At 57.4% G+C, this 24,794-nt stretch carries 20 protein-coding genes; 5 read left to right on the forward strand and 15 right to left on the reverse strand.

The window, feature by feature from the left end:
- The first annotated feature begins 18 nt into the window (after positions 1-18).
- Together C6366_RS07385 and C6366_RS07390 are read left to right on the forward strand one after the other, a co-directional pair.
- A complete protein-coding gene (locus tag C6366_RS07385) occupies positions 19-1,059 on the forward strand; it encodes a glycoside hydrolase family 99-like domain-containing protein (protein ID WP_107736685.1) in 1,041 nt (346 codons plus the stop codon).
- A gap of 15 nt (positions 1,060-1,074) precedes the next feature.
- Entirely contained in the window at positions 1,075-2,559 is a 1,485-nt protein-coding gene (locus tag C6366_RS07390) for an NAD(P)/FAD-dependent oxidoreductase (RefSeq protein WP_107736686.1), read from the forward strand.
- A gap of 41 nt (positions 2,560-2,600) precedes the next feature.
- Here the strand turns inward: C6366_RS07390 and C6366_RS07395 are convergent, their stop codons facing one another.
- The 7 genes from C6366_RS07395 to C6366_RS07425 form a co-directional block, all read right to left on the reverse strand.
- On the reverse strand, positions 2,601-4,376 hold the full coding sequence (locus C6366_RS07395) for a PAS domain-containing sensor histidine kinase (protein ID WP_158269686.1): 1,776 nt from the start codon (positions 4,374-4,376) through the stop codon (positions 2,601-2,603).
- A 76-nt stretch (positions 4,377-4,452) separates the two neighbouring features.
- The gene (locus C6366_RS07400; protein WP_107736688.1) at positions 4,453-6,447 is read right to left on the reverse strand and encodes a response regulator; all 1,995 of its coding nucleotides are present in this window, start codon (positions 6,445-6,447) and stop codon (positions 4,453-4,455) included.
- A 68-nt stretch (positions 6,448-6,515) separates the two neighbouring features.
- The gene (locus C6366_RS07405) at positions 6,516-6,869 is read right to left on the reverse strand and encodes a two-component system response regulator (protein WP_107736689.1); all 354 of its coding nucleotides are present in this window, start codon (positions 6,867-6,869) and stop codon (positions 6,516-6,518) included.
- 79 nt (positions 6,870-6,948) lie between these two features.
- Positions 6,949-7,596 (reverse strand): DUF1641 domain-containing protein, encoded by a 648-nt coding sequence (locus C6366_RS07410; protein WP_107736735.1) that lies wholly within the window; start codon positions 7,594-7,596, stop codon positions 6,949-6,951.
- 18 nt (positions 7,597-7,614) lie between these two features.
- Positions 7,615-8,853: an NAD(P)/FAD-dependent oxidoreductase gene (locus tag C6366_RS07415; protein WP_107736690.1), complete on the reverse strand. Its 1,239-nt coding sequence runs from the start codon at positions 8,851-8,853 to the stop codon at positions 7,615-7,617.
- Positions 8,854-8,985: 132 nt separating this feature from the next.
- Complete coding sequence (locus tag C6366_RS07420) at positions 8,986-9,462, reverse strand: Rrf2 family transcriptional regulator (RefSeq protein WP_107736691.1); 477 nt, start codon at positions 9,460-9,462, stop codon at positions 8,986-8,988.
- Positions 9,463-9,866: 404 nt separating this feature from the next.
- Positions 9,867-10,343 carry an Rrf2 family transcriptional regulator gene (locus C6366_RS07425; RefSeq protein WP_107736692.1) on the reverse strand — a complete coding sequence of 159 codons (477 nt, stop codon included), beginning with the start codon at positions 10,341-10,343 and terminating at the stop codon, positions 9,867-9,869.
- A gap of 324 nt (positions 10,344-10,667) precedes the next feature.
- Here C6366_RS07425 and C6366_RS07430 point away from each other — a divergent pair, with 324 nt between their 5' ends.
- Both C6366_RS07430 and C6366_RS20650 read left to right on the forward strand, forming a co-directional pair.
- Positions 10,668-11,324 carry a nitrate reductase gene (locus tag C6366_RS07430; RefSeq protein ID WP_107736693.1) on the forward strand — a complete coding sequence of 219 codons (657 nt, stop codon included), beginning with the start codon at positions 10,668-10,670 and terminating at the stop codon, positions 11,322-11,324.
- A 25-nt stretch (positions 11,325-11,349) separates the two neighbouring features.
- Positions 11,350-12,594, forward strand: coding sequence for a (Fe-S)-binding protein (locus tag C6366_RS20650; RefSeq protein WP_368731479.1), 1,245 nt, complete (start codon positions 11,350-11,352; stop codon positions 12,592-12,594).
- A 167-nt stretch (positions 12,595-12,761) separates the two neighbouring features.
- On the opposite strand, the gene tmcB is transcribed toward C6366_RS20650, so the two are convergent.
- The 8 genes from tmcB to C6366_RS07475 form a co-directional block, all read right to left on the reverse strand.
- A complete protein-coding gene (gene tmcB, locus C6366_RS07445; protein WP_107736696.1) occupies positions 12,762-14,081 on the reverse strand; it encodes an electron transfer complex ferredoxin TmcB in 1,320 nt (439 codons plus the stop codon).
- A gap of 18 nt (positions 14,082-14,099) precedes the next feature.
- A complete protein-coding gene (gene tmcC, locus C6366_RS07450; protein ID WP_107736697.1) occupies positions 14,100-14,759 on the reverse strand; it encodes a TmcC family electron transfer complex membrane anchor subunit in 660 nt (219 codons plus the stop codon).
- Positions 14,760-14,763: 4 nt separating this feature from the next.
- Positions 14,764-16,038 carry an electron transfer complex subunit TmcD gene (tmcD, locus tag C6366_RS07455; protein WP_107736698.1) on the reverse strand — a complete coding sequence of 425 codons (1,275 nt, stop codon included), beginning with the start codon at positions 16,036-16,038 and terminating at the stop codon, positions 14,764-14,766.
- 106 nt (positions 16,039-16,144) lie between these two features.
- On the reverse strand, positions 16,145-16,546 hold the full coding sequence (locus C6366_RS07460) for a cytochrome c3 family protein (protein ID WP_107736699.1): 402 nt from the start codon (positions 16,544-16,546) through the stop codon (positions 16,145-16,147).
- A gap of 14 nt (positions 16,547-16,560) precedes the next feature.
- Complete coding sequence (locus C6366_RS20480; RefSeq protein WP_255412086.1) at positions 16,561-16,689, reverse strand: hypothetical protein; 129 nt, start codon at positions 16,687-16,689, stop codon at positions 16,561-16,563.
- The gene (locus tag C6366_RS07465) at positions 16,682-19,063 is read right to left on the reverse strand and encodes a PAS domain S-box protein (RefSeq protein WP_233248423.1); all 2,382 of its coding nucleotides are present in this window, start codon (positions 19,061-19,063) and stop codon (positions 16,682-16,684) included. The genes C6366_RS20480 and C6366_RS07465 overlap by 8 nt, the downstream gene beginning before the upstream one ends.
- A gap of 484 nt (positions 19,064-19,547) precedes the next feature.
- On the reverse strand, positions 19,548-21,263 hold the full coding sequence (locus C6366_RS07470) for an FAD-dependent oxidoreductase (RefSeq protein WP_107736701.1): 1,716 nt from the start codon (positions 21,261-21,263) through the stop codon (positions 19,548-19,550).
- Between the two features lie 3 nt (positions 21,264-21,266).
- A complete protein-coding gene (locus C6366_RS07475; protein ID WP_107736702.1) occupies positions 21,267-22,196 on the reverse strand; it encodes a universal stress protein in 930 nt (309 codons plus the stop codon).
- A 496-nt stretch (positions 22,197-22,692) separates the two neighbouring features.
- On the opposite strand from C6366_RS07475, the gene C6366_RS07485 reads away from it, so the two are divergent.
- Positions 22,693-24,006, forward strand: coding sequence for a sigma-54-dependent Fis family transcriptional regulator (locus tag C6366_RS07485; RefSeq protein ID WP_107736704.1), 1,314 nt, complete (start codon positions 22,693-22,695; stop codon positions 24,004-24,006).
- Positions 24,007-24,794 lie beyond the last annotated feature (788 nt).

Here is a 24,794-nt window from a genome sequence, read left to right on the forward strand (position 1 = left end):
GTAAATCATGGCATCAGAATGGTTAAGTTAATAGCTTTCTACCTGCCGCAATACCATGTTATCCCAGAAAATAATTCCTGGTGGGGAGATGGTTTTACTGAGTGGGACAATGTAAAAAGTGCGAAGCCTTTTTTCAGTGGGCATGATCAGCCGAAGATCCCCGCCAAGGTCATCGGCTACTACGATTTAACAAGTGAAGATTTTTTGTTGTTTCAGCATAATATGGCGTTAAATTCTGGGATATATGGATTTTGTTATTATTACTATAATTTTGATGGACACACTCTTTTGGAAAAACCGCTTCAGATCGTTCATCATAATAAGAAAATACGAAATAAATTCTGCTTGTGCTGGGCCAATGAAAGTTGGACAAGGGCCTGGTACGGTCAAAACAAAGAAGTTTTGATCAAGCAAAATTATTCCGAAGATAATGCTGTCCAAATTTTTTATTCATTGATTAAATATTTCAAAGATTCTCGATATATAAAGATTGAAGGAAAACCTGTTTTTGTCGTGTACAACCCTGACGATATCACAGATGCGAAAATGTATAGCCATGTTTGGAGATATCTTGCAAAGAAGCATGGTTTTACAGGCTTGTATCTGATGTGTGTGGAGTCTTTGGTGTATAATATACACCCTGAATTGTATGGATTTGATGCTTCTATTGAGTTTGCTCCGGACTGGACAGTTTCTTGTCTTGAAAAAAAGCTTGAAACAGGATTTCGGATTTACGATTACAAGCAAACCGCCATAAATATGATGATGAAGCCCGAACCTGGTTATATCCGCTTTAAAGGCGCTTTCCCTGGCTGGGACAATACACCTAGGTATAAGAATTCTGGAATTTGTTTTGATAATTTTTCTCTTGGAACATTCAAGTACTTTATTGAAAATCGTATCTCTGAGACAAAGAAAAATTTTTCTTCTGATTATCAATATGTCTTTGTTAATGCATGGAATGAATGGGGTGAGGGCTGTTATTTGGAGCCGGATGTCAAATATGGATTTTCTAAGTTGAATATAATAAAAAATCTAACGAGAGACCACTTTTTATAGTTTTGGATACATGCCATGCCACAATACGACTATGACATCGCCGTGATAGGTGCCGGAGCAGCTGGATTGACCGTGGCTGCGGGAGCGGCTCAGGCCGGGGCCAAGACGCTTTTGGTGGAGAAAGAATCGGTTCTAGGCGGGGACTGCCTTCATTATGGTTGCGTGCCCAGCAAGACGTTGATCAAATCGGCCCACATATATCACCAGATGAAGCAGGCGGCCCGTTACGGCTTACCCGAAGTCGCGGTCCCGGCTGTGGATTTTAGCCGGGTCCGGGAGCGCATCCAACGGGTCATCGCCACCATCCAGCCGCACGATTCCCCGGAGCGGTTCTGCAAGCTGGGGGCGGAGGTGGCATTCGGTCGGGCCGAGTTCCTGGACGAGCACCAGGCCCGAATCACGACCAACGCTGGAGAGGTTCGTAAGGTTTCGGCCAAAAGCTGGGTCGTGGCCACGGGCTCCACCTCGGCCGTGCCCAGGCTGGAAGGGCTGGACAGTACGCCTTACCTGACGAACCGGGAGATTTTTTCCCTGGACTCCCTGCCGTCCTCCCTGATGATTATCGGCGGCGGGCCCATTGCCGTGGAGATGGCTCAGGCCTTCGCCCGGCTGGGCTCCCTGGTGCATGTGATCCAGCGCAGTACGCAAATCCTCTCTCGCGAGGATGCGGACATGGCTGGTTTGGTTCAGAGTATTCTGGAGCGTGAAGGGGTGACGTTCCATCTCGGCACGGAACTGCTCCGCGTTAGGGACCTTGGACAGGAGCGGGAGGTGGACTTCAAGACCCAGGACGGGAGCGAGACGTCGGTGAAGGCTACTGTCCTGCTGGTGGCCTTGGGCCGTAGCGCTACGACGCGTGGCCTTGGTTTGAAGAACGCCGGGGTGGAGGTCGGTAGCAAGGGCATCCCGGTGGACGTCCGGTTGCGCACCTCCCAGAAGCACATCTATGCCTGCGGCGACGTGACCGGGGCGTACCAGTTCACCCACGCCGCAGGATACGAGGGCGGGGTGGTGGTGACCAACGCCGTGTTTCACCTACCGCGCAAGGCGGACTATACCTGGATGCCGGCCTGCACCTACACGGACCCGGAGTTTGCCAGCCTGGGACTGAACGAGAAGCAAGCTCAAAAACAGGGGCTGGATTATACGGTCTGGACCGAGGAGTTTGCCGAAAACGACCGCAGCCTGGCCGAAGAGGAGCGGGAAGGGCGGATCAAGCTGCTGCTGGATAAGAAAAGCAAACCGCTGGGCGTGCAGATCGTCGGGCCGCATGCCGGGGAGCTTTTGGGCGAATGGGTGGCGGTGCTGGGCGGCAAGGTCAAACTGAGCACTCTGGCCGGAGCGGTCCACCCCTATCCGACCCTGGCCGAGATCAACAAGAAGGTGGCCGGAAAGCATCTGAGCGAGAAGATTTTTTCTGACGGCGTGAAGAAGACTCTGAAGTTATTCTTCGGGTTCAAGGGCCGGGCTTGCGGCGGCGAGCGTGACGGGCCGCGATGAGTGTTGGAAGCAGGCCTGCAAAGGACATTTTCAGCACACAGTTACGCGGATGTCGTGTTGAAACCATTGCGCATGGTTCCGGCGATGGGCAGGGTGACGACGAAGCGGGCGCCGTGGCCTGGCTTGGAAAAGACATGGATGGTGCCGTCGTAGTCCGTGACGATGTCGTAGCAGATGGACAGGCCGAGGCCGGTGCCACGGCCGACTTCCTTGGTAGAAAAGAAGGGCTCGAAGATGCGTCCGATAACGGCCTTGGGGATGCCCGGTCCGGTGTCCACGACCTCGGTCACCACGTGCCGGGCGTTGGAGCGCGTGCGTAGAGTGATCATCCGGTCGTCCTCCATGCATTCCTTGCCGGAGCATTTGTCCTCGATGGCGTCACGGGCGTTGACCAGCAGGTTGATGAACACCTGTTCCAGGCGGTTCGGGTCGGCCAGCACTCTCGGCTGGTCCGCGTCCAACTCCCAGTTGACGGTAATGTCCCGGATTTTGAGCTGCTCGCTGAAAAAATCGCAGGCCCGGCGCAGGACGTCGTTGACCTGGACCTCCGTACTTTCCAGGTTGGGTTTGCGTCCGAACTCGCGCATGTGCTCGATGATCTTGGTGGCCCGGTCAACGTTGTTGACGATCTTGGCGGTCATCTGGCTCAACTGGTCCTGGTCCGGAGTCAGTCCTTTGTTCGTCTGACGACTGAAGAAGTTGGCGACCATCTTTAACACGGCCAGGGGCTGGTTCAGCTCGTGGGCCACCCCCGCGGCCATCTCGCCCAGGGTGGCCATCTTACTGGATTGGATGACCTGCTGCTCGGCCCGGATGCGGTCCGTGACGTCGGAAACCACGGCCAGCAGAATCTCCTTGCCCTCCAGTGCTGTTCGGGAGGTGTCGATGGAGACGAAAAATTCCTGACAGTCCTTGTCCATGTGCCTGGCCTGTGGGATGTGCCCTGGGCTGCGTAAGGCCGTGAGGTGGGCGTCCGTGGAGTTCGGCGCGAAGAGCATGGAGAAGGATTTGCCGATCACCTCTCCTTTGCAGTAGCCGTAAAGCTGGGACATGCCTCGATTGCAGTTGCGTACATCCAGGGTTTCGGCGTTCAACTCGAAGACCGCGACGGGTATGTTGTCGAAAATCGTGGAATACTTTTTCTCCGACTTGCGAAGCTTTTGTTCCAGAAGTTTCCGGTCGGTAATGTCCAGACACATTTCCATCACCGCGGTGACTCTGCCGTCGGCGTCTCGGATAGGAGCGGTGCGGACGATCCAGTGCGCCGGGGTGCCGTCCTTGTAAAACCCCTTTTCCTCCGTGGTGTGTGACTTGCCGTCGTTGAAGGTCCGCTCAACGGGGCAGTTCTCGCATTGCGTGATCCGGTTTTTATAGACCTTGTAGCAATGCTCCATGGGTTTGGCGTCGAACAATTCCCAGAACATTCTGTTGTATCGAAGCAGCCGATATTCCCGGTCGTGAACCGTAATCAGACACGGGACGTTGTGAAACAGACTTTGATACATGTTTAACTGCTCGTCCAGATCCAGGCGGCGTTGACGAACTGAGGCGGCGATGCGGTTAACAGTCCTGACCAGTTCACGGAACTCCCCGGCCCTGGTTTCGTCCAGACCTGCCCAGGCTGTCCCCTGTGACTTGGACTTCAATGCCTCTTGTAACTCATGCAACGGACGGGTCAGGCGATGAGCGACCAGGAAGCCGAAGCCGGTCAGGATCAGCAGGGATATTGGCAGGACCTGGAGCAGGTCCTGGGCGGCGGTCGTCCAGCGAACCGTCGGATCGGCCTGAGCGATCGCAAAAAGAAAGTAGGCGGCCATGAGCGCCGCCATTCCAAGCGTCATTGCCAGACAGAGTTTGAACGTCAGGGAACGAAAAAGGGACAGGAAAGGGCGATCAGGAGAGGAATGGGGCATGGTCGCTGGTTGGCTCGTCCTCGGAAACCGAGGGTTCAGCCAGGGAAAGCGTGATCCGGAACGTGGTTCCCTTTCCGGTCGCGGAGTCCACGGTGATGGTTCCTCCGTGTCCGGTGATGATCTCATGGGAGACGAACATGCCGATCCCGGTTCCCAGGGCGCCTTTGGAGGAGAAGAACAGGGTGAACATGTTGTCCATGGTCTCCCTGTCCATGCCGATGCCGTTGTCCCGGATGGTGAATACGGCGTGTCCGTCGGCTTGGGCGACGAGAAAATCAATTCGATGTTCCGCGACGTCACGGTTGAACAGGCAGGCGTCCACGGCGTTTTCCAGAATATTGGCCATGGCTGAGTAGAAGGCGACGTCATCGATCAGAATTTGGCCGTCCGCCTGGGAAAAGTCCGTCTGGAAGATAATTCCGGACTTGCTCGCTTTGGCGGAAACGGTTTCGGCCAAATGTTCGGCCACGCCGTGCAGGGGGTGCGGGGCGAGGTTGGGTTCGCGGGACTTGGAGTAATACAAAATGTCCATCACGGTCCGGCGCATGTGGTCCAGCCTGTGCCGAACGGTTTTCCAGCCCGCGGCAATTCGTTGCAAGTCGCCCTTTTCCAGACCCTTGTCCACCCGATAAGCCCCGCCGTCGATGGCCATGAGCAAACCTTTGACACCGTGGGACATGGAGCCGAGCATGATGCCCAGGGAAGCGAGGTGGTCCTGTAATTGGCGAATCTGGGTGATGTCCGTGGACACTTCCAGAACGTGGTTCACCTTGCCGTCGCCGTCGGCCAGGGGCGCGGTCCAGACCAGGATATTACGCTGCTCGCCGCCGCGGGTGGTGACCACGGTTTCGTACTGGTGCGGAGCGTTGTCGGCGAAACTGGCCAGGACCGGGCAGTCGTCGCAGGGAGCATCGCGGTGCTTGTAGAGTTCGTGGCAGGTCCGGCCTCCAGGGTCGCCGAAGTCCCGATGAAAGGTGGCGTTGGCTTCCACGACGCGCAGCTCGCGGTCCTGCACGGTGATGGCGCAGGGTACCGTGTTGAAGAAGTGCTCGAATTTTCGTTGGGTGCGGGACAGCTCTTCCTGGAGGCGGCGCATCTCCGAAACATCTACGGCGATTTCCAGAAGCAGCTCCAACTCGCCTCTGGTGCCGATGACCGGTGAAACGTGCGTGATCACGGGCAGCCTGGTCTGGTCCGCGGCGATCATGCTTTCGTGACGGTGTATGCTGGCTTGGAGGTCGGCGGATTCGCGCACCGGGCTTTTCCAGTCCGGCTCTCCGCATCGCTCATAGGTGCCGCAACTGGCCTGCCCGATACGATCGCCGAAGCGTTCCCGGTAGGCTTGGTTGACGGTGACGACATTGCATCCGGCGTCATGAATGGCGACATAGAAGGGCATCTCGGGAAAATAGTCGCCGGAGGCCGGGTCGGTGGCCAGGATGGCCATGGCTTGGCCCATACCTTCCATGATCTGCTTCGCGGCCAGCTTGCGCTCCATTTCCACCAGGGCCGCTGATTTTTCACTGACCAAGGCTTCCAGGTTTTCCGTGTGCTCGCGCACCTGACGGCGCAGGCGAATTCGTTCCGAAACTTTCCCCAGGGCGATTTCCAGCAGTTCCTCGTCAATGGGCTTGGTGATGAAATCCGCGGCGTCGTGCTTGAGGCTTTGAATGGCCAAGTGCATGTCCCCGTGACCGGAGATCATGATCACTTCGGTTTCCGGGGCCGTGGACTTGATTTCCTTGAGCACGGCGATGCCGTCCTTGCCCGGCATTTTGATGTCCGTGAGTACGATGTGGGGCCGGTTGCTCTGAAAAAGCTCGATGGCCTTGAAGCCGTCGGCGGCAAGGAAGGTGGCGAAGCCGAGTTCCTGGAGCAGGATATCCATCATTTCGCGGATGTCCTGCTCGTCGTCCACGATCAAGGCGGACAGAGGCTCGGAGGGCGGGACGGATGAAAGAGGCGGTTCACTCACGGGATTGGGGCGTCTAAAGGGCCGCGACCGATTCGAAGAATGGCGGATCGGTCGCGGCGCAAGCGAGGTTATTGGATCATCTCAGAGACAAGCTGGAGCAGCTTGGCGTTATCGATGGGCTTGGAGATGGTCGGGACGTCTTTGGTCAGCACCGGAGGTCGCGGACCCACGCCGCTGACGACGATGACCGGGATATCCCGGATAGTCTGGTCCTTGCGCAGACCGGCGTAAAAATTGGTTCCGCCCTTTTCGGGCATGTCCATGTCCAGGGTGATCAAGGCCGGCTGTTCGGCGTGGACTTTTTCCAGGCCGTCCACGCCGTTGTGCGCGGTTACAGTCTCGTATCCATTGTCCTGAAGCAGTTCACTCAGGTAGTCCAGAATTTCCGGGTCGTCGTCGACAATCAGAACTTTCTTGGGCACGGGGTCCTCCTTTGTGACGGGTGCGTCGTGAAGCAAGGGCGGCCGCGGACCAGGATACTGGTCCGCGGCCGCGAAACAACTATTTCAGCTTGCCGAGGGTCTTAGTCATTTCGACCATCACGCCCAGGCCTTGTTTGGCTTCCGGACTGGACATGGCCTTCATCATGCCGAACATCCCACAGGGCTCGACTTCTCTCAGGTCCATGGAGGTGAACGCGTCGGAGGCCTTTTCGATCATCTCCCGAACCTTGGGATCCGAGAGTTTGTTGAGCATGCCGATCAGGAATACGAAGGCATCGCCCATTTGCTCGATTTGCTCCGGACCATATTCCTGGGCCACCTTGGCGCGCAGGGAGAGCATGGCCTGGTAGGTGCGGAAGACGCCCTTCTGTTCCAGGTCGTCGAGGTAGGCGATGGCCTTGGGGACCGTGGATTTGAGCAAGGGCTCGGAGGTGTGCCAGAGGTCGATGACGTTCTCCAGCTGTTTGATTGTATAGGTGATATTCTTGACGTTACGCATCATGGTCTTGAGCAGTTCGAACGAGTCCTCCAGCTGAAATCCGGTCTCCACGTCGCCCAGCTCATGGAGCATCAGCTTGAAGGCGTCGTTCATGACCGGTTGGAGTTCCCGCCTGAGATTCTGCGCGGCCACGGCGCGTTCGTGCACCAGCGCGACCTTGGCCTCGATCTCGTCGAGCCGTTTGAGGATGAGGTCTTCTTTGGACATCTGCATGAACCTCCCAGGTTAGGCTTTGGCCAAGTGACGCATTTTTCCGGCCATGAACATCTGCGGTTCCAGAGGCAGTTCGCTGCCCTTGAGCATCATGTCGAAATAGACCCACTTGAACATCATCTTGCCCCAATAGTTCATGTGCGACTCGCCGAGCAGGGAGAAGGGGCCAATCCCGGGGAAGGGGTACTTGCCCGGAAGCGGCTCGACCTCGTAGTTGAAGTCGATCAGGTAGGCCTGCTCGTACCCGGAGACGATGAAGCAGGTGGAGTGGCCGTCAAATTCGGGCCGGGGCTCTTCGCCTTCGATTTCCCGGACCAGGTTGTCCACCACGATGTCGGACTGGTAATGGGCCACGCTGCCGGCCTTGGAAGTGGGCACGTTGGTGGCGTCGCCGATGACGTACATGTTTTCGAAGTTCTTGGCCTTCAGGGTATGTTTGTCCGTATCCACGTAGCCCATGGCGTCGCCCATTCCGGAATCGATGATCACCTGCTGGCCGAAGTTAGGAGGAATGGCCACCAGCAGGTCGTAGGGCGCTTCCTCGCCGGAAACGGACTCCAGGGTCTTTTTGCCCACGTTGACGCTGTCGATGACGAAGTTCGGAGTGACCTTGATATTCTTGTCCTCGCAGACCTTGCCCAGAACCTTGGCGGCCACGGGCTTGGTAAAGGCACCGGTGAGCGGGGTGACCAGTTCGATTTCGATATTCTGGCGCACGCCGTTGATGGTGAAGAACCAGTCCGCGAGATAGACGAATTCCAACGGGGCCACAGGGCACTTGATGGGCATTTCCGCGATGTGGTGAACGATGCGCCCCTCTTTCATGTTCTTCCACTTCTTGAACAACGCCACGGCACCGTTGGGCGTGTAGAAGTTGTGAATGTTGCCGCCCCAGTCGTCCATCATGCCTTCCACTTCTTCCGGGCAGATGCGACACCCCGTAGCCACGACCACCCAGTCATAGGTGTACTTGCCGTTCTTGCACGTGACGACTTTTTTTGCCGGGTCGATGGACTCGATGGAATCCATAACCAGCTTGACGCCTTTGGGAATGAAGTCGGCCTTGGGCTTGACGCAGTCTTCCAGGGTGTAGACGCCGAAGGGGACGAAGAGCCATCCGGCCTGGTAGTGGTGTTCCCAGTCGCGGTCGATGACCGTGATCTCCCACTCCTTTTCCGGAAGCTTTTCGCGCATCTTCGTGGCAACCATGGTTCCACCGGAACCGGAACCAAGAATGAGCAATTTTTTCATGACGAGCATCTCCTGTTGAAAGGTTTAGGATTTTTGATGGGGCACCGTGGAACGGTCCGTGTTCAGAAAGTCGCAAAACGACTTGTGAATGCGTTGTCGCCTCGGTGTTCCAGCAGTTGCTTTGGCGGGTGTTCAGGCCGCTTGGGCCGTGTCGCGACGGTGTACGTCCGCCTTGGGTTTCCGTGCCGACGGCGTGACCTTGAAAATGGAATCCTGGCGCATCATCCCGCCCAGAGTGATGGAGTTCAGTTTGCCTTGGAGCGTGCTGGTAAGGTCGGCCCAAAGGGCCGGGGAACCGCAGAAGTCCGATGGCAAGCAGGCGTCCGGGGCGGCACAGCAGGACAACTGCGGTCCGCCGTCCAAGGCCAGGACGATTTCACCGAGCGTAATGTCCTCGGGGGCGCGACAGAGAAAATATCCGCCGCCCGGGCCTCGCAACCCCTTGATCAAACCGGCTTGGCGCAGCGGTTTGATGATCTTTTCAAGATACTTGATGGAGATTCCGATATTGTTGGAGAGGTGGGCCGCTCGGAGAGGGCCTTTTTGGGAAAAATGAGCCAGATTCATCAGCAGGCGGGCGCCATGGCGTGTTCGCGAGGAGAGTTGCATGTCGTGTCTCTTCAGGTTGTTCGGTGGATTTCGAATGGGTATTATTTGTGTATGCGATAGATTTAATTTTGATTAAATATGTCGTATATAGGCGCGCATTGCTGTACGTAATTCTGGTCTCCAAGCTTCATTCTCGGAGGATACTCCTTAGGTTCTCTCGGTTTGAGATAATTCGTCTAAGGTGCTGAAAACGCACCGTCTTGTGCCTTCAAGGCGGTGTTTGGTAAAGCAATGTCGACGTTTTTAATTTAGACTAATTTTATATAAATTAAAAATGTCGACAAACGATTGAGGCTCCTAGACCGAATGTGGAAGCCTGTCAAGGTCCGTTTGGGTCCTCGTTATTCAAGGCCGATTGTCATTGGTGGTCGTTTTCGTGAGGTCGCGTTCACTTTTTGCGGGCGTTAGTTCGGTTGAGCGTCTTCTGGGCAGTGGATGCGGGGTGTTGGAGGAGTCGCGGACTTCACGGCGATTTGTTCCGGGTTGAACATCAGGTCCGCCAGGGTGATGGCGTCCAGTTCGCGCTCGATCGTCCGCGAGATATGGCCCCAGGCGAACCGGGTGCGGCAGTCGCCGCTACGTTCGCAGGACTCCGGGGCCGAGAAGCACTGGCTGATGTTGATTTCGCCTTCCATGGTGCGCACGATGTCGCCGAGGGTGATGCAGGAAGGGTCTTTGAGAAAGATATGGCCGCCATAGGCTCCACGGACGCTTTTGATATAGCCGGCCTTTTTCAGGGGGCGGAGGATTTGTTCGATGAATGGGACCGAAATGTCCGTGCTTTCGGAGATCGCGGATGCGCACAGCGGCCTGTTCTCGGTGTGTTCGGCCAAGTCGAGCAGGATGCGGGTGGCATAGCGTGAGCGGGCGGACAGTTTCATGATACATCTCCCATTCGTCGCGACGTTTGTCGGGAACTGGATACGGAAATCTCCATTTCGTGGGGACCTTCGTTCTTGACACTGCTTTTGGGTGTAGGTTCCGAATCCAGGCAAGTCAAGAAATCATCCTGCGTTCAGGAAATACAATTTTGAAAGCTCATGCCGGCATGCTGGACACCCCAAGGGCTCTTCGATAACTTGCCTCCGGCCGAACGGACTCCTTTCCGGGTACGGATCGAATGCCGCGACCGGCAGTCGGTTTCCGGAAGGGCCCCGGTGATGTGCGGAGCCTAGCCACGTTCGCGACGGTGTTGGAGGAAAACCGTGATTTATGTCGTCTACAATTTTGCCGCGGGACCGATGGTCTGGCTGGCGTTTACGGTACTTATCGCGGGGCTGGTCTATCGTCTGATCAGATATCGCCGCAAGGCCGTCGCCGCGAGCAAAGGCCTGCCTTCGGATTTTCGAACAATCTGGGCCGTGGGATCATTGATACATTATCTCTTGCCGTTGAACCGGACGGTTAAAAGCAGCCCCTGGTCCACGGCGGCCGGGTTTGCACTGCATATCCCCCTGTTCGTGGTGGCCTTTTTTCTCTCGGCCCACGTGGTCATGCTGGAGCAAAGTTGGGGCGTTTCCTGGCCGACGATTCCCGATGTCTGGGCCGATGTACTGACCATCATCGCCCTGGTCGCCTTGACATTCCTGGCCGCGAAACGGTTGGTTCATCCGGCGTTGCGTGGGCTGACGGAACCCAAGGATCTGCTGATCCTGTTGTTGGTCGCTCTGCCCCTGGCTACCGGGCTGGCCGCGCACCAGCAGTGGGGCGATTATTCGCTGATGCTGACCTTGCATGTGCTCAGCGCCAATATTCTTCTGATGCTCATCCCGTTCACCAAGCTTTCGCACATGGCGCTCTTCTTTGTCTCCCGCGCGGCCACGGGCAGCGATTTCGGCAAACGTCGGGTGGGGGCATGGTGACCTTCATCCGCATGAGGAGCAACCCATGACCATCGATTCCCGGGCACTTTCCCAGGTCCTGGCCGACAAGGCCGGGGCGCGGCTGGAAATGTGGCTTGCCATCTGTTCCCGGTGCGGGATGTGCGCGGAAGGGTGTCATTACTATGCATCCAACCCCAAGCCGGAACATATTCCGGCCTACCGGATCAAGCCGCTGCTGAACCTGTACAAGAAGCGCGGCCGAGTGGACGCCGCGGTGCTCGAAACGTTGCGCGACGTCTGCTACGGCACCTGCACCCTGTGCCAGCGCTGCACCATGTACTGCCCGCACGGTATCGGCATCGCCTCCCTGGTCCACGCGGCCCGCGGAGTGGCCGTGGCCATGGGACTGACTCCGCCCGGACTGGCCAAGGGCTTGGAGAATGCCCTGGAGTTCGGCAACAACCTCGGAGTGACCGAGGCAGATTTTCTGGAAACCGTGGAGTGGCAACTGGAGGAACTTCAGGAGGAAATGCCCGGGGCCCAGGCACCCATGGACAAGGAGGGCGCGGACTACCTGCTGACCTTTCATCCGCGGGACATCAAGTTCTATCCGCAAAATCTCTTCAACTATCTCAAGCTCTACAACGCCGCTGGGATCGATTTTACCCTGTCCTCCAAGGCCTGGGATTCCACCAATCTCGGGCTTTTCGCCGGAGACACGGTCAAGGCCTCTAGGCTGGCGGCCAATGTGGCGGACACGGCTGAAAAACTCAAGGCCAAGGCGGTGATCACCGCGGAGTGAGGGCACTCCATGAAGGCCCTCGGGTTCGAGGCGCCATACTGGTTGGGCAGGAAATTTTCCTTCGAGGCCATACCGCCGATCAAGGTCTGGGCGGAGTGTCTGCATGCCGGAACACTCAAGCTGAAGTCCGGTTTTCATGAAGCTCCGGTCACGTTTCAGGATTCCTGCAACTTCATTCGTAATGCGGGTATGTTTCAGCAATCCAGGGATTTGATGTCCGTTGTGGCCATGGACTTTCGGGAAATGCATCCCCACGGCAACGCGACGTACTGTTGCGGCAACGGCGGCGGCCAGGGCCTGATGCCGGAATACAAGCAGGCCAAGATTGCCGCCCTTAAAGCCAAGGCCGACTGCATTCGGGCCACGGGTGCGAAGATGGTCGTGGTAGCCTGCCACAACTGTGAGGACGGGATTCACGAAACCTGCAAAAACTATGAGTTGGACGCCAAGGTCGAATTGTTCAGCGCCTTTTTGGCCGAGGCAGTGGTTTTGCCCGAGGCGGTTTGAGCTTTCACGGAAAGGCTCGAAGATCTCTTTCAAACGTGAAAGGCCCGGCAAGCATCTGCTTACCGGGCCTTTCGCGTTTTGACCGAGCCGAAGACGCCTTGATCGGCGTCCGTCGCGGCGATTTTAACGAACCGTCATGTAGCCGTCTGGCGACCGTTAGGCGACCGTTAGGCCTCTGGGCGTTCCATGCACTGATAGATGATGTCCCCCAGGAACTTGATGTCCATGCCCAACTCGTACTTGTGCACCGTGTCGTCCAGACCACCGTGGCAGTTGTGGCAAGGGGCGATGATGGTCTTGGCCCCGGTGACCCGGAGCTGATCCGCTTTGGCCTTGCTGCCGGCCACCCGGGAATTTTTGAAGGGAGGGCCGCAGTTGATCACGCCGCCGCCGGCGGTGCAGCAGATGTTGTGATCGCCATGGGCCTCTGTTTCAATGATCTCCCCGTCCACCAGGATGCGGGCAACTTCGCGCAGTTTGTCGCCCAGACCTCGCCCACGAACCACGTTGCAAGGATCGTGGATGGTGACCGGCCCCGGGTATTTGGAAGTCAGCTTGATCTTGCCCTGGGTCAGCAGTTCCCAGAAGAATTCAATGGAATGGATCACCGGGACGGGGTAGTGCTTCCAGCCGGCCCAGCGGTTGCCCACGTCGTAGATCGAGCGAAAGGCGTGGCCGCACTCGCCCATGACGATCCGCTTGACCTTGAGTTTCTGGGCGGATTCGAAGTGCTTGCGCTTCAAACGGCCCATCATTTCGAAGTCGCCGGTGAACATGCACATGTCCGAGTTGTCCCAACCCGGCTCCGAAGGCATGGTCCAGTCTATCTTGGCCGTGTGCAGAATGGCCGCGGCTTGGTAGATCAGTTGGGTCCGAAATTTCGGTTCCGGGGCTATGACCGAGTAGTAAACATCCGCGCCTTCCTTGTCCAAGGGTATCCGTAAATCCGGAAATTCCTCTCGGGCCTCTTCCTCCTGCCATTGCAGCGTGTCCGGCCACTCGTCATCCTTGACCCACATCTGGTTGAAGGTGGCGGAATGGCTGTGGGCCGTGTCCTGAATATACTGCGGCGTGACTCCCAGCTTGTGACAGATCCGGCGCATGGTGATCATCATGTAGGCCGTGTCGATGCCCACGGGGCAAAAATGAACGCAGCGTCGGCAGAGGTTGCATTCCGAGTAGGCGATCTGGGCCATGTTGTAGATTTGGCCCGGGGTGACCCTCCCGTTATTGGCCAGCAGCGTGCCGATGGTCTGTTTGACCTTGGCCGCCGGGGCGTAGGAGGGGTCCTGGTCGTGGGAGAGGTAGAAGTGGCAGGCCTCGGTGCACATCCCGCAACGCAGGCAGATCTCGGCATAGGCCTTGAGCCGCGCCCCGGTCTCGCCCTGAATCACCGCGTTGACGGTCTTCTGTATTTTGTCTTCGGTCAGACGCGAAACCCCTTCACGGAGCCCCACGTCCTCGATCAGTCTGTCTTGAATGCCCATATGTTTCTCCTTGTGATCCTACCAGTCTCTGGCTCTACGGATTTTGCCGAACTCCGAGCCCATGTAGGCGCGGGTGAACACCGCGAAAAACATGTGGCTGAGGCGGGTGAACGGGATCGCGGCGATCATGATGTTGCCGGCCAGCACGTGGGCGATGATCAGCACCTGGTAGTTGAAGAGCTGGTGATAGGCCAGAAAGCCGGTAATGAAGGGCAGGGCCGCGATGGCCAGAATAAACCAGTCCTGGCCGGTGGTCAGAAAGCGGACGTCCTTCTGGTACAGGCGGCGTCCGGCGAAAAACGCGCAGGCAACGATGACCAGGATGGTCATGACGTCCGCGGTGGAATCGGAAAGGGTCCACCAGCTGACGCCCCAGGATTCCTCGATCAGGATGATGTGGGCCGAGAGCAGGATGGGCGTGGCCAGCAGGCAGATGTGGAACACGTACGTGACCACGGTCAGGACCGGGTTCTTCTTCCAGCCCAAGGCGTTGAAGGGAATCAGCCAGTTGAAGATGGATCGAAAAGAGAATTTCCAGTCCATGTAGGCCAGGGATACGGCGTCCTTCTTCTTAGCCAGGGCATACATGGAAACCAGGCGATAGATGGACCCGAAGATGAAGATGGCGAAGGACGCCCAAACCAGGGGTCCGGTGACGAAATTGTATATGCCGTACATATGGCTACCCCCTTGACGAGAAGTCCGAAAGTGTGGCGACGATGCGCACGAACGCGCCCTTGTCCACGGCCCGGATGAGCACCTTGGAGCCGTCGGGGCTGAAGACGGGATCCCAGACTCGGTCGAAATCCCGTTTGTAGGCCTTGCCGTCCACGAGCACGGCATGCCGACCCGACCGTTCCACCTTGGCGGCGACATGGGTTCCGTCGGCGCTGAAGACCGGCTTCCAGGCCATGTCGTAGGTTCCGCTCCAGGGGTTGCCGTCCACGACCACCCGCCAGTCGACATTGCTGTCGTTGGCCAGAACCGCGGCACGTTTCCCGTCGCCGGACAGGGTCAGGTCCGTGAGTACCGGAAACGTTGCGGACCAGGGCTTGGCGTTCATGGCCACAGTAAACGCGCCGAAGGTGGGGGCCACGATGGCGGCCAGGGTCTTGCCGTCGGCACTGAACTGCTGGTGCCAGCACTGGAAAAAGACTGGATCCCAGATGGTCTTGCCGTCCTGGGCCATGCCCCAGGCCCCGGCCACGCGCACCGGAGCGACCACCGCGCCGGTGGCCGGGTTGAAGCGTGGTTCCCAGACGCAATTGTAGGTTTGACCCCAAACCGCGTCGTCCACGGCAATGGAGTATTCATAAAGGTTCAGGCGAACCTGGGCGGCCACTTTTCGGCCCTGGGGATCGAAGGTTGGGGTCCAGGCGTTCATGAAGGTCTTTTTCCAGGCCTCCCCGTTCACGGCCACGGTGTAGACCCCGCGGCGGAAGGCGGCCAGGTCCGCGGCGGCCATGGCCTCGGTCTGGACAACCGCGGCCGTGCTTTGCCCGTTGGCGCTGACGGCGTATTCGTTGGCGTTGTCGAACAGGTTCGGCCAGGGTGAGCCGTCTAAGCTCATACCGTATTGGCCGTCGTTCTGGATGGCGGCGGCAATGACCGAGCCGTCCGCTGAAAAACAGGGGTGCCAGAGATAGGCGTAGAATTCCTCCCAGGGTTCTCCATCCACGGCCAGGGTCCATTCGCCGTCCTGCTGGGCGATGGCCACGAGGCGTCCGTCAGGGGAGAAACCGGGCTTCCACAATTTTTCGAAACCAGATTCCCAGGTTTTTCCGTTCACGCACATGGAAAACGTGTCGTCTTCCAGGCGGACGACGGCGGCGAGACTCTCGCCGTCCGGAGCGACGTAGGGCTCCTCCTGCCACTGGTGCGCAACCCCACAGGTGGTCGAATCCAGAATGACACGCTCACCCGGCTGCCAATCCCAGGACGATGCAGCATCTTGCATAATCACTCCTCACTTTGTTTCTGTTGGAATGCTGAAGTTCGGGAAATGCTCCGGCGTCACCGCCGTTCGGCGGGATGCTGTCGGACCGTGACGTCATGGACCATGTTCATGGTCTGACGTGACATTCCCCGCACATGATGTATCCGGTTTTCTTGCCCTGCTGGAAGTAATCCTGATGACATCCGATGCACTGCTCGTGAAAGGCCTGCATTAGCCCAAGGTCCGTCTCGTCCTCACCGTGCACCGTATGGCAGTCGGAACAGTAGTTTTTTCCGGAAAACATGTCCCAGACGTTTTCTTTTTTTCCTTTGACGTCGACGTAATCGTGATGGCAGTCCATGCAGTCGATGATTTCATAGTGCAACAGATGGTTGAACTCCACGCCGGGGCGTTGCCGGTTTTCAAAGGCCTTGCTTTCGATGAAGTAGCGGTCTTCCTGGGCGACGATGGTCCCGGCGATGAAGACGCACAGGGCAAGGCAACAGACGAAAAGAACTCTGCTTCGCATGCATTCCTCCGTTGTTACGGTTTTAGAGAGTCATAGTGGTTGATGACGCTCACCGTCGTCTTCAGGCCGGTGCGCGTTCCAAGGCCGTTGAGGGCCACGTTGCGGCGGCCCTTTGTTGCTCGTTTCGCGGCGTTTTCAGGCATGATCCTCCTTGTTGCGTTCTTCTTGTCTATTCTCACCCCGGATATCCTCTGATTCGTCGAATCCCGCCCGAGGATGGACGTTTCGGTCGTCAATCCATGGGCATTGTTCCTTATCGGCCGCGGGAAAGGTGATGGTGAAGCAGGCGCCGCCGGTTTTCCGGTTCTCGGCGACGATAGTTCCATTGTAGTCCTGGATGATGCCGTAAGAGATGGAAAGACCTAGTCCAGTGCCCTTGCCCACATCCTTGGTGGTGAAAAACGGCTCGAAAATCTTTTCGCTCAGGTTCGAGGGAACCCCCGCGCCGGTGTCGCAGATTTTGATGATCACGGAGGCGTCCGTGGAATCGGTGGCGATGGTGATAGTCTTGTCACCGGTTTTGACGTCCTTGCCGTTCCAACGTTCTTCAATGGCGTCCCGGGCGTTGACCAGCAGGTTGATGACAACCTGTTCCAGGCGATTCGGTTCAGCGATGATCAGGGGCAGATCCTCTTGGAGTCGCCAGTCGACGAAAATATTGCGGACATTGAGTTGTTGACTGAAAAATTCGAATCCGCGCTTGATGACGTCGTTGATCTGGACGGGCATGGTCTTGAGTTCCGATTTGCGACCGAATTCGCGCATGTGGGAGATGATCTTTCCGGCCCGATCCACATGGGTGCTGATGCTTTGAGAGATCTCCTCCAACATCGCCATGTCGATCTCGTGGCCTTTGCCGACCTTCCTGGCCAGAAATCCGCTGATGGACTTGAGAATCGTCAATGGCTGGTTGAGTTCGTGGGCCACGCCTGTGGCCATTTCTCCCAGGGTGGTCATTTTGCTGGCATGGATGAACTGCTGTTCCGCTTCCAGGCGCTTGGTGATGTCACTGCACGAGGCGATCAACACTTCGTAGGTTTCGAACGTGGACAAAGAGATGCGCATGGAGACGAAGATGCTTCGTCCGTCTTTGGTGAGTTGCGACGTCTGGTTGATTTCACGGGTGGTTCGCAGGTTCCGCGTCCAATACTCCCGTTCTTCTTCCTTGAACAACGACGTAAAGGGCTTGCTCAATAATTCCTCGGGCTTGTATCCGTACATCTTGAGGACCGCGTCGTTGCAGTTCATGATGGACAGGTTTTGGGCGTTGAGGACGAACAGCGCACTGGGAATGGCCTCGAAAATGGAATGGTAGAACAATTCGGAGGCGGCCAGCTTGAATTCGAGTTCCTTGCGCGCCGAGATGTCCAGCATCATTTCCATGGCCGCCACGGTGTTGCCCTCGGCGTCCTTGACCGGAGCCGTATAGACGATCCAATGGATGGTTTTTCCTTCCTTGGAAAGACCGACTTCTTCGCTGACATGCGGGGAATCGTACAGGAAGGTCTTCTCCACGGGGCAGACGGGGCAGCGCTCCGTGCGCCCCTTGTTGATTTCGAAGCAATGCCGCCCTTGGATGTTGCCGCCGAAGTGATCCTCGTATTTTGTGTTGTGGCGGATGACCTTGTAGTTCTTGTCCACGACGCTGAGCAGGCAGGGAACGTTCTGGAAAAGATTGCGGTACTCCTCGCGCTGGGCGACCAGGAGCGCTTCCTTTTCCGCCACCTTGCGGCACATGGTGTTGTACGAGTCGGCCAGGACCCCGATTTCGTCGGCCTGCTTGATGTTGATGCCCGTGTAGTCCTCTCCGGAGCAGATGTCCCTGGTCACGTTGATCAGCCGACGGATGGGCTTGAAGATGAGGATGTGGTAGTTCAGGAACAAGACCAGAAAGGTGGCCAGAAAGACCAGGAAGGAAATGAGCATGTTGGCGCGTTCAAAATCGCGCAGTTTCGTTCCTTTGATTTCCGTGCTCACCTCCATGTCCAGCAGGCCGAGCAGTTGCTCGTCCTCGGAATGCACGTGGCACGGCGGGCCGTAGCACCCGGGCTTGTTCGGAACGGGAGTGATGGTGCCGACGATGGTCGCCTCGTCGGCCTGGATGATTCTGCTGCGTTTCTCCTGACTCATGGTCGCCGGGGGCGGCGACTGGGCATGGCACGTCCAGCAGGACTCGTCATGCATGTCCAGGTAGGTCCCGACCTCTTCACTTTTGCTGGAGTACGCGATCCGGCCTTTTTTATCCAAAAGACGGATGGCTTTGATGTCTTCTTGCCTGCTAATATTGTTGATGATCTGCTTGATGTCGTCCTCGGAGTCCAGGAGCATGGCATAGTCCAAACCGAGGAGGATGGTGTCCGAAAGGATGATGATGTCGGATTTGACGCTGCGGAGGATGAAGTCGCGCAGGTAGACGATATTGAACGCGGTCCAAAGACCGGCGCAAATGAAGAACGTTACTCCGCCGGAGAGCAGCATCTTGAACGTCAAACTCTGAACCATGCTTTTAATTTTCATGGACATCCCTTGACGCGAAGCAATGTTGACAAATTTAATGGCATTTACCGATTCTTTGTTTTAAGGGGAAAAGGCGAAACTCTTGTCTTTGTCGCGTACTCTTTTTAATCTTGGTTTTTCTATTCCATGTCCTCTTTGAATGGATTCATACAAAGAACGGCGCAATCTGGACTATATTTGTCGTATTTACTCTTTCTTTTTTGTGTTTTTTAGTTTGTGACATAATACACATACTTTCTAAAGTAATGCAAGAGGGAGGAAAAGGAGCGTTCTCTTTGATAACCAGGCGGAAAGCTTCCCTTTCAGCAGACTGCGGGAGGAGGATGGGCAAGGGCTTGTTGGTTGCGAGAGGGGAAAATGCAGGGAAAGAAAGGGACTGGAAATGATTTCTGAAATGAACTCAAAAAAAAGGTTTCGGGCAATCCCCAAGGAAACTTGAAGATCTCCTTTGACGGCGTCAAACCCGAAACCATGATCTTCTAGGTCAGGAAACGCTGAATCCCATGGTATTGACAGCGCTCATGCCGCCTTCCACGCTGACCACGTCCTGAAAACCTTCGCGAGCCAGGGTTATGAGCGCTTCATAGGAACGTGCTCCGGTGCCGCAGATGGCGACGATGCTTTTGTTTCGGGGCAGCTTGTTCAGATTTTCGAGCAACTCTCCTTGCGGGATGTTGATCCAGTGCTCCGGATGGGCCCGGACTTCTTTTTTGGCGTCGGACCATTCGCGGCAATCCAGGAAGAAGTGCGTGTTGTTATCCCGTTGCTTCCAGAGGGTGAAGAATTCATCCGCCTGAATGGTTTGGTTTCGCCCCGTGAGGATGTTCTCCGCCGCGCTGCCCAGTACGTTCAGAATGTCCAGCGCGGCGGAAAACGGCGGAGAGTAGGCCGCTTCCAGGCTGCTCAAGTCATCCACCTTCAGGCCCGAGGGCAGGAGTCCGGCGACCACGTTCACCTTGCCCACCAGGGCGTCGCCTCTGTCCGCGGTTCCCTGCATTCCCAGAACGCGGCCGGTTTCGCGTTCCACGATCAGGTCCAGGTTCATCACCCCTTTGTCGGGGTGGAAGTGAGCCCGGTCCAACTGACTGACGTGGACGCTCAGGGCGTCGAAACCGGCGGATCGCGCGGCCTGCAACGTCAGGCCGGTTCCGGCGGCGGCGAGGTCGAACAGCTTGACGCACCAGGAGCCCACCACGCCGGAGAAGCGGGTCGCGCCATCGGCCAGGTTGTCGCCGATCACCCGGCCTTGGCGATTGGCCAATGAGCCCATGGGCAGGAAGACTTTGGCGTTGGTCAGCAGGTGGCGCAGTTCCACGCAGTCTCCCCCGGCATAGATGTGAGGATCGGAAGTCCGCAGGTACTCGTCCACCGTAATTCCACCGCGCTCAGAGACGGCCAAGCCCGAGGTACGGGCCAGTTCAGTGTTGGGCCGTACGCCCACGGCGACGATGACCAAGTCCGCTGGGATCTCGTCGTGTTTGGTACACACCCTGGTTACCCGGCCCTGGTCGTCGCCTTCCAGGCTGAGCACCTGGTCGCCCAAATGGAACCGCACACCCTTGTCCCGCATGTGCCGCAGAGCCGTGAGGGACAAATTGCCTCCGATCACGCCGGGCAAGATTTGCTCCCGGAGTTCGATGACCGTGGTCTCCACCCCCCAGAGATCGGCCAGAGCCACGGCCATTTCCAGGCCGATGAAGCCCGCGCCCACTACCACGGCCCGCTTCACGCTCCCACTGGATACGAGGTTTCGGATGTGCTCGGCGGATTCCAGGTTGTGCACGGTATGTACGCCGACCAACTCTCTCCCCGGAATGGGGGGAACAATCGGAGTGCTGCCCGTGGCCAGTACCAGCTGATCGTAGGTCAGAATCTCGCGGTGTCCCGTGAGCACGTGGGCAAGGGTCACGGTCTTGGCCGTGCGGTCAATGGCCACGGCCTCGGTTTCGGTGCGCACTTCCACGCCTTTGCTTTTCCGGAAATACTCAGCGTCACGAAGGACGTGAAATGACGTGCTTTGCAGTTCCGGGACGTCGCTAACCTCGCCGGAAATATAAAACGGAATGCCGCATCCGCTGTAAGCGATGCGTTTGTCTCGATCCACGAGCGTGACTCGGCTTTCCGGTTCCAGGCGCTTGAAACGCGCTGCGGCTTTGGAACCCAGGGCAACGGCTCCGATGATGACGATGTGTTGCGACATGGATTACGCCTTCCTCGTTGTCTGACGTTGTTTTTGAAAACGACCGGCCAGGGCGTCCGGACCAACAAGCATGACCGGGCAACGCGCTCCGGCAATAACTTGGGACGAGACCCTGGATTCCATTTTTTGGGAGCCTGGGGCTCCGGTGTAATAGTCCGGGGCCAGGACGATCAGGTCGGCCTCGCTTTCACGGGCGTATTTCAGGATTTCTACGGATGGGTCACCCTCGCGGACGGCGAATTTTGTCGAGAGGGGAAGGACTAATTTTCGTCCGAAATATGAAAGGCGGCTCTTGGCTTGGTCCAATGCCCGGCCCAGGGCGGCTCCTTCGGGCGCGGCGTGGACCAGCGGCAGGGCATGGAACGCGCAAAGGGTTCCCGCATCCGTCTCACGGACTCGCTCCGCCATGGTCAGGACATCCTCCGCGCCGTCCAAAAGGTCGGTCGCGGCGACGATGCGACGGACCGTTCCGGATAAGGATCGATTGGGAGCCGTCGACGTTCCTGGCAAAGCGACGAGCACAGGACAGGCGGCTTCCCGGGCGATGAGCAGGGCGGTGTCCGTGGTCGAGGCGGAAAGCTCCCGCCGACAGTGCTCGGCGTCGCCCTGGTCGCCGATGACCACGAGATCCGGCTCCAAGAGGCGGACGGTCTTGAGAACCTCGATATGGACAAATCCGGAGCCGAGCATCACGTCCGCCGTCAACCCTTCGGGCATGTTCGCTTTGCAGAATGCCTCGATTTCGGCCCGACGGGCCGAGAGTTCCCGCTCGTCGGAAAGTTGGAGCACGCAACTTTTCTCACGCTCATGAGGAGCGCTGACATACTGGACCATGAAGCCTGACTTGTGTCGGGCCGCGACAGCCGCCGCCAACTGGAGGGCGGACGTGCCGTCGGCCTTGTCCGTCAGGGTCAGGAGTACCAACTTGAACATTTGCGCCTCCCGCGGAACTGTTCACATTTTTTGCGTCGGTGTTTGGAGCGGTTTACCGCTCCGGCTCGGAGCCGTTGGTCCTGCCCCGAGCCGATGTTTTATTCAGCAGGTTTGGACGAAGTGCCCGAAGACGTGCTCGAGGGGCCACGCGGAGAGCCGCCTGAAGAACGTCCTCTATTGCGTCCGCAACTTTGCCCGCCGGTTTCTTGTTCACCTTGGCGGCATGGTCCACGGCCCTTGCCGCTGCCTTTGTTTTTACCTTGGCCCATGGGGCCTGTTCCATCTTGGTTCGGCATAAACAGCGTCCTTTGGTTGTCATCCGTCTGACATTGCATAAGCAGCTTTCATGCCGCCAGAGAGTTGCCTGTATTTTGAGTGGGTTGACATCTTCCAGGGTTTGCATAGAAGTTGTCTGGGCGTAAAATTTGCCCGGTTTGTTTTGCTGGGCGCATTCTTCTCCCGATGGGAGAGAGGTTGATTGTCGAGTGAGGCGATAATGCATTTTTTACACGACATATCCTGTGAACATATCATGGACAGCCTTGCCGACGGGGTGTTCACCGTGGACAAGGACTGGAACATCACCTTCTTCAACCGCGCGGCCTGCGATATTACCGGCGTATTGAAGGACGAGGCCTTGGGGCGGAAGTGCTGGGAAGTCTTTCGATCCAGCATCTGCGACGGGGCCTGTGCCCTGAAGGCCTCTCTAGAAGCCGGGGAAAGCCGCGCCAATCGGTCGCTGTATTTCGTGCGTAGCGATGGCACCAGGGTGCCTATCAGCATCAACGCCGCTCCGTTGCGGGACCGGCGCGGCAAAATCGTGGGCGGAGTGGAGACGTTTCGTGACCTTTCGGCGCTGCGTCAGATCCAGAAAAAGCTGGATGGGTTGTACCGGGTGGAAGACATCATCAGCAGGAGCCCGGTGTTTCAGCGGACCTTGAGCATCCTGCCCCAGATCGCGGCCAGCGGTTCCACGGTGCTGCTGCTGGGTGAGTCGGGTACGGGCAAGGAACTGGTGGCCCGGGCGATCCACAATTTGAGCGGCCGCAACGGGAAGCCGTTCGTGGCCGTGAATTGCGGGGCTCTGCCGGAGCAATTGCTGGAAAGCGAGTTGTTCGGCCACAAGGCCGGGGCTTTTACGGACGCCAAGCGGGACAAGCCTGGCCGGTTCCAGGCTGCCGACGACGGAACTCTGTTCCTCGACGAAATCGGCGATATGCCCCTGCCTCTGCAGGTCAAGATTCTGCGCGTCTTGCAGGAAAAGGTGGTCGAGCCTCTGGGCGCGGTGCGCGGTGTGCCGGTGAACGTCCGGGTCGTCGCGGCCACCAACAAGGATCTGGAGGAGATGGTCGCCCGTCAGGATTTCCGGGGAGATCTCTATTACCGACTGAACGTGGTTCGGCTGGTCCTGCCGCCCTTGCGGGAGCGTCCGGAGGACGTTCCGCTGCTGGTTGAGCATGTGGTCAAACGCCAAAACGTCTTGACCGGCAAGGACATTCAGGGGGTGACGGAGGAGGTGATGCGCCTGCTGGTGCGCCATCCGTTCCCGGGCAACGTCCGGGAGCTGGAAAACATCATCGAGTACGCGTTCATCCTTTGTCCTGGGGGGGTGATCAAGCCGGAGCATCTGCCCGAGGGGCTGTTTCTCGACACCCCGGCCACGCCGACCGTGACCATGTGCGGCACCATGGCCGATATCAAGCAGCAGGCCGCGGCCCAGGCACTGGCCCGCAACAACGGCCGGGTCATGGCCGCATGCCGCGAGTTGGATGTGTCCAAGGACACTCTGCGGCGGTTGCTGCGTCGGTGATGGTTAAATATCGTAACCGTTCAAAAACTTGAGGTAAACATGACCTGGATTCCCGCCTTCGCGGGAATGACGAGCTTGAAGAAGCGTGCCTATTGAAATCATTCCCGCGAAGGCGGGAATCCAGGTTTTTTTATACGTCATATCTGGAGATGCGCCTCGACCTTCCCTCTCCCTCCTCGTTTTATGCACTGCCGGTTTCTCATCATGAGGCCCGGCATCCATCTTCATTCCTCACGCATTGATCCGGGCGAATTTTTCGTCCATTGCTTTGCACCAGGCTAGTTGGTTTCTCCTTACGTGCTGGAACAAATGGTTATTTTTGCTTGGCATGCAATGTGCCAAGTGAAGGGATAAATCATCAGTGTGACTTTTTTCCCCCCGAAGCATTTCGGAGAAAGATCGATGCGAGTGTGTTTGGCCTGCTACGGGAACCGTATCGCAACATTACTGGATACGGCCACGTCGCTTCACCTCTATGATCATGAATGGTCAGATGAGGCGATGCGCGACATTCCGGAGCAGGTGCTACCGGAGTCGAGTCATGGGCCGGAAATGCACGTGTTGCCGAGTACGGTTCGTGATCTTGGTATGATGGGATTTGCGCGGACCCTGGTGCAGTTGGATGTCCAATGGTTGCTCTGTGGCGGCTTGGCCTGTTCGGACAGGGAAGTCCTGACTTTCGCCGGGATACAGGTGGAGCCGTGGATTGGTGGCAAAGCGAATGAAGTGGCGCAAGCCTGGTTTACAGGTCGCGTTCGGTCCTACAAAATGCCTGGCCTTGGAAGATG

It is taken from the genome of Desulfonatronum sp. SC1, from assembly GCF_003046795.1.
In the GTDB taxonomy this organism is placed as follows: domain Bacteria; phylum Desulfobacterota; class Desulfovibrionia; order Desulfovibrionales; family Desulfonatronaceae; genus Desulfonatronum.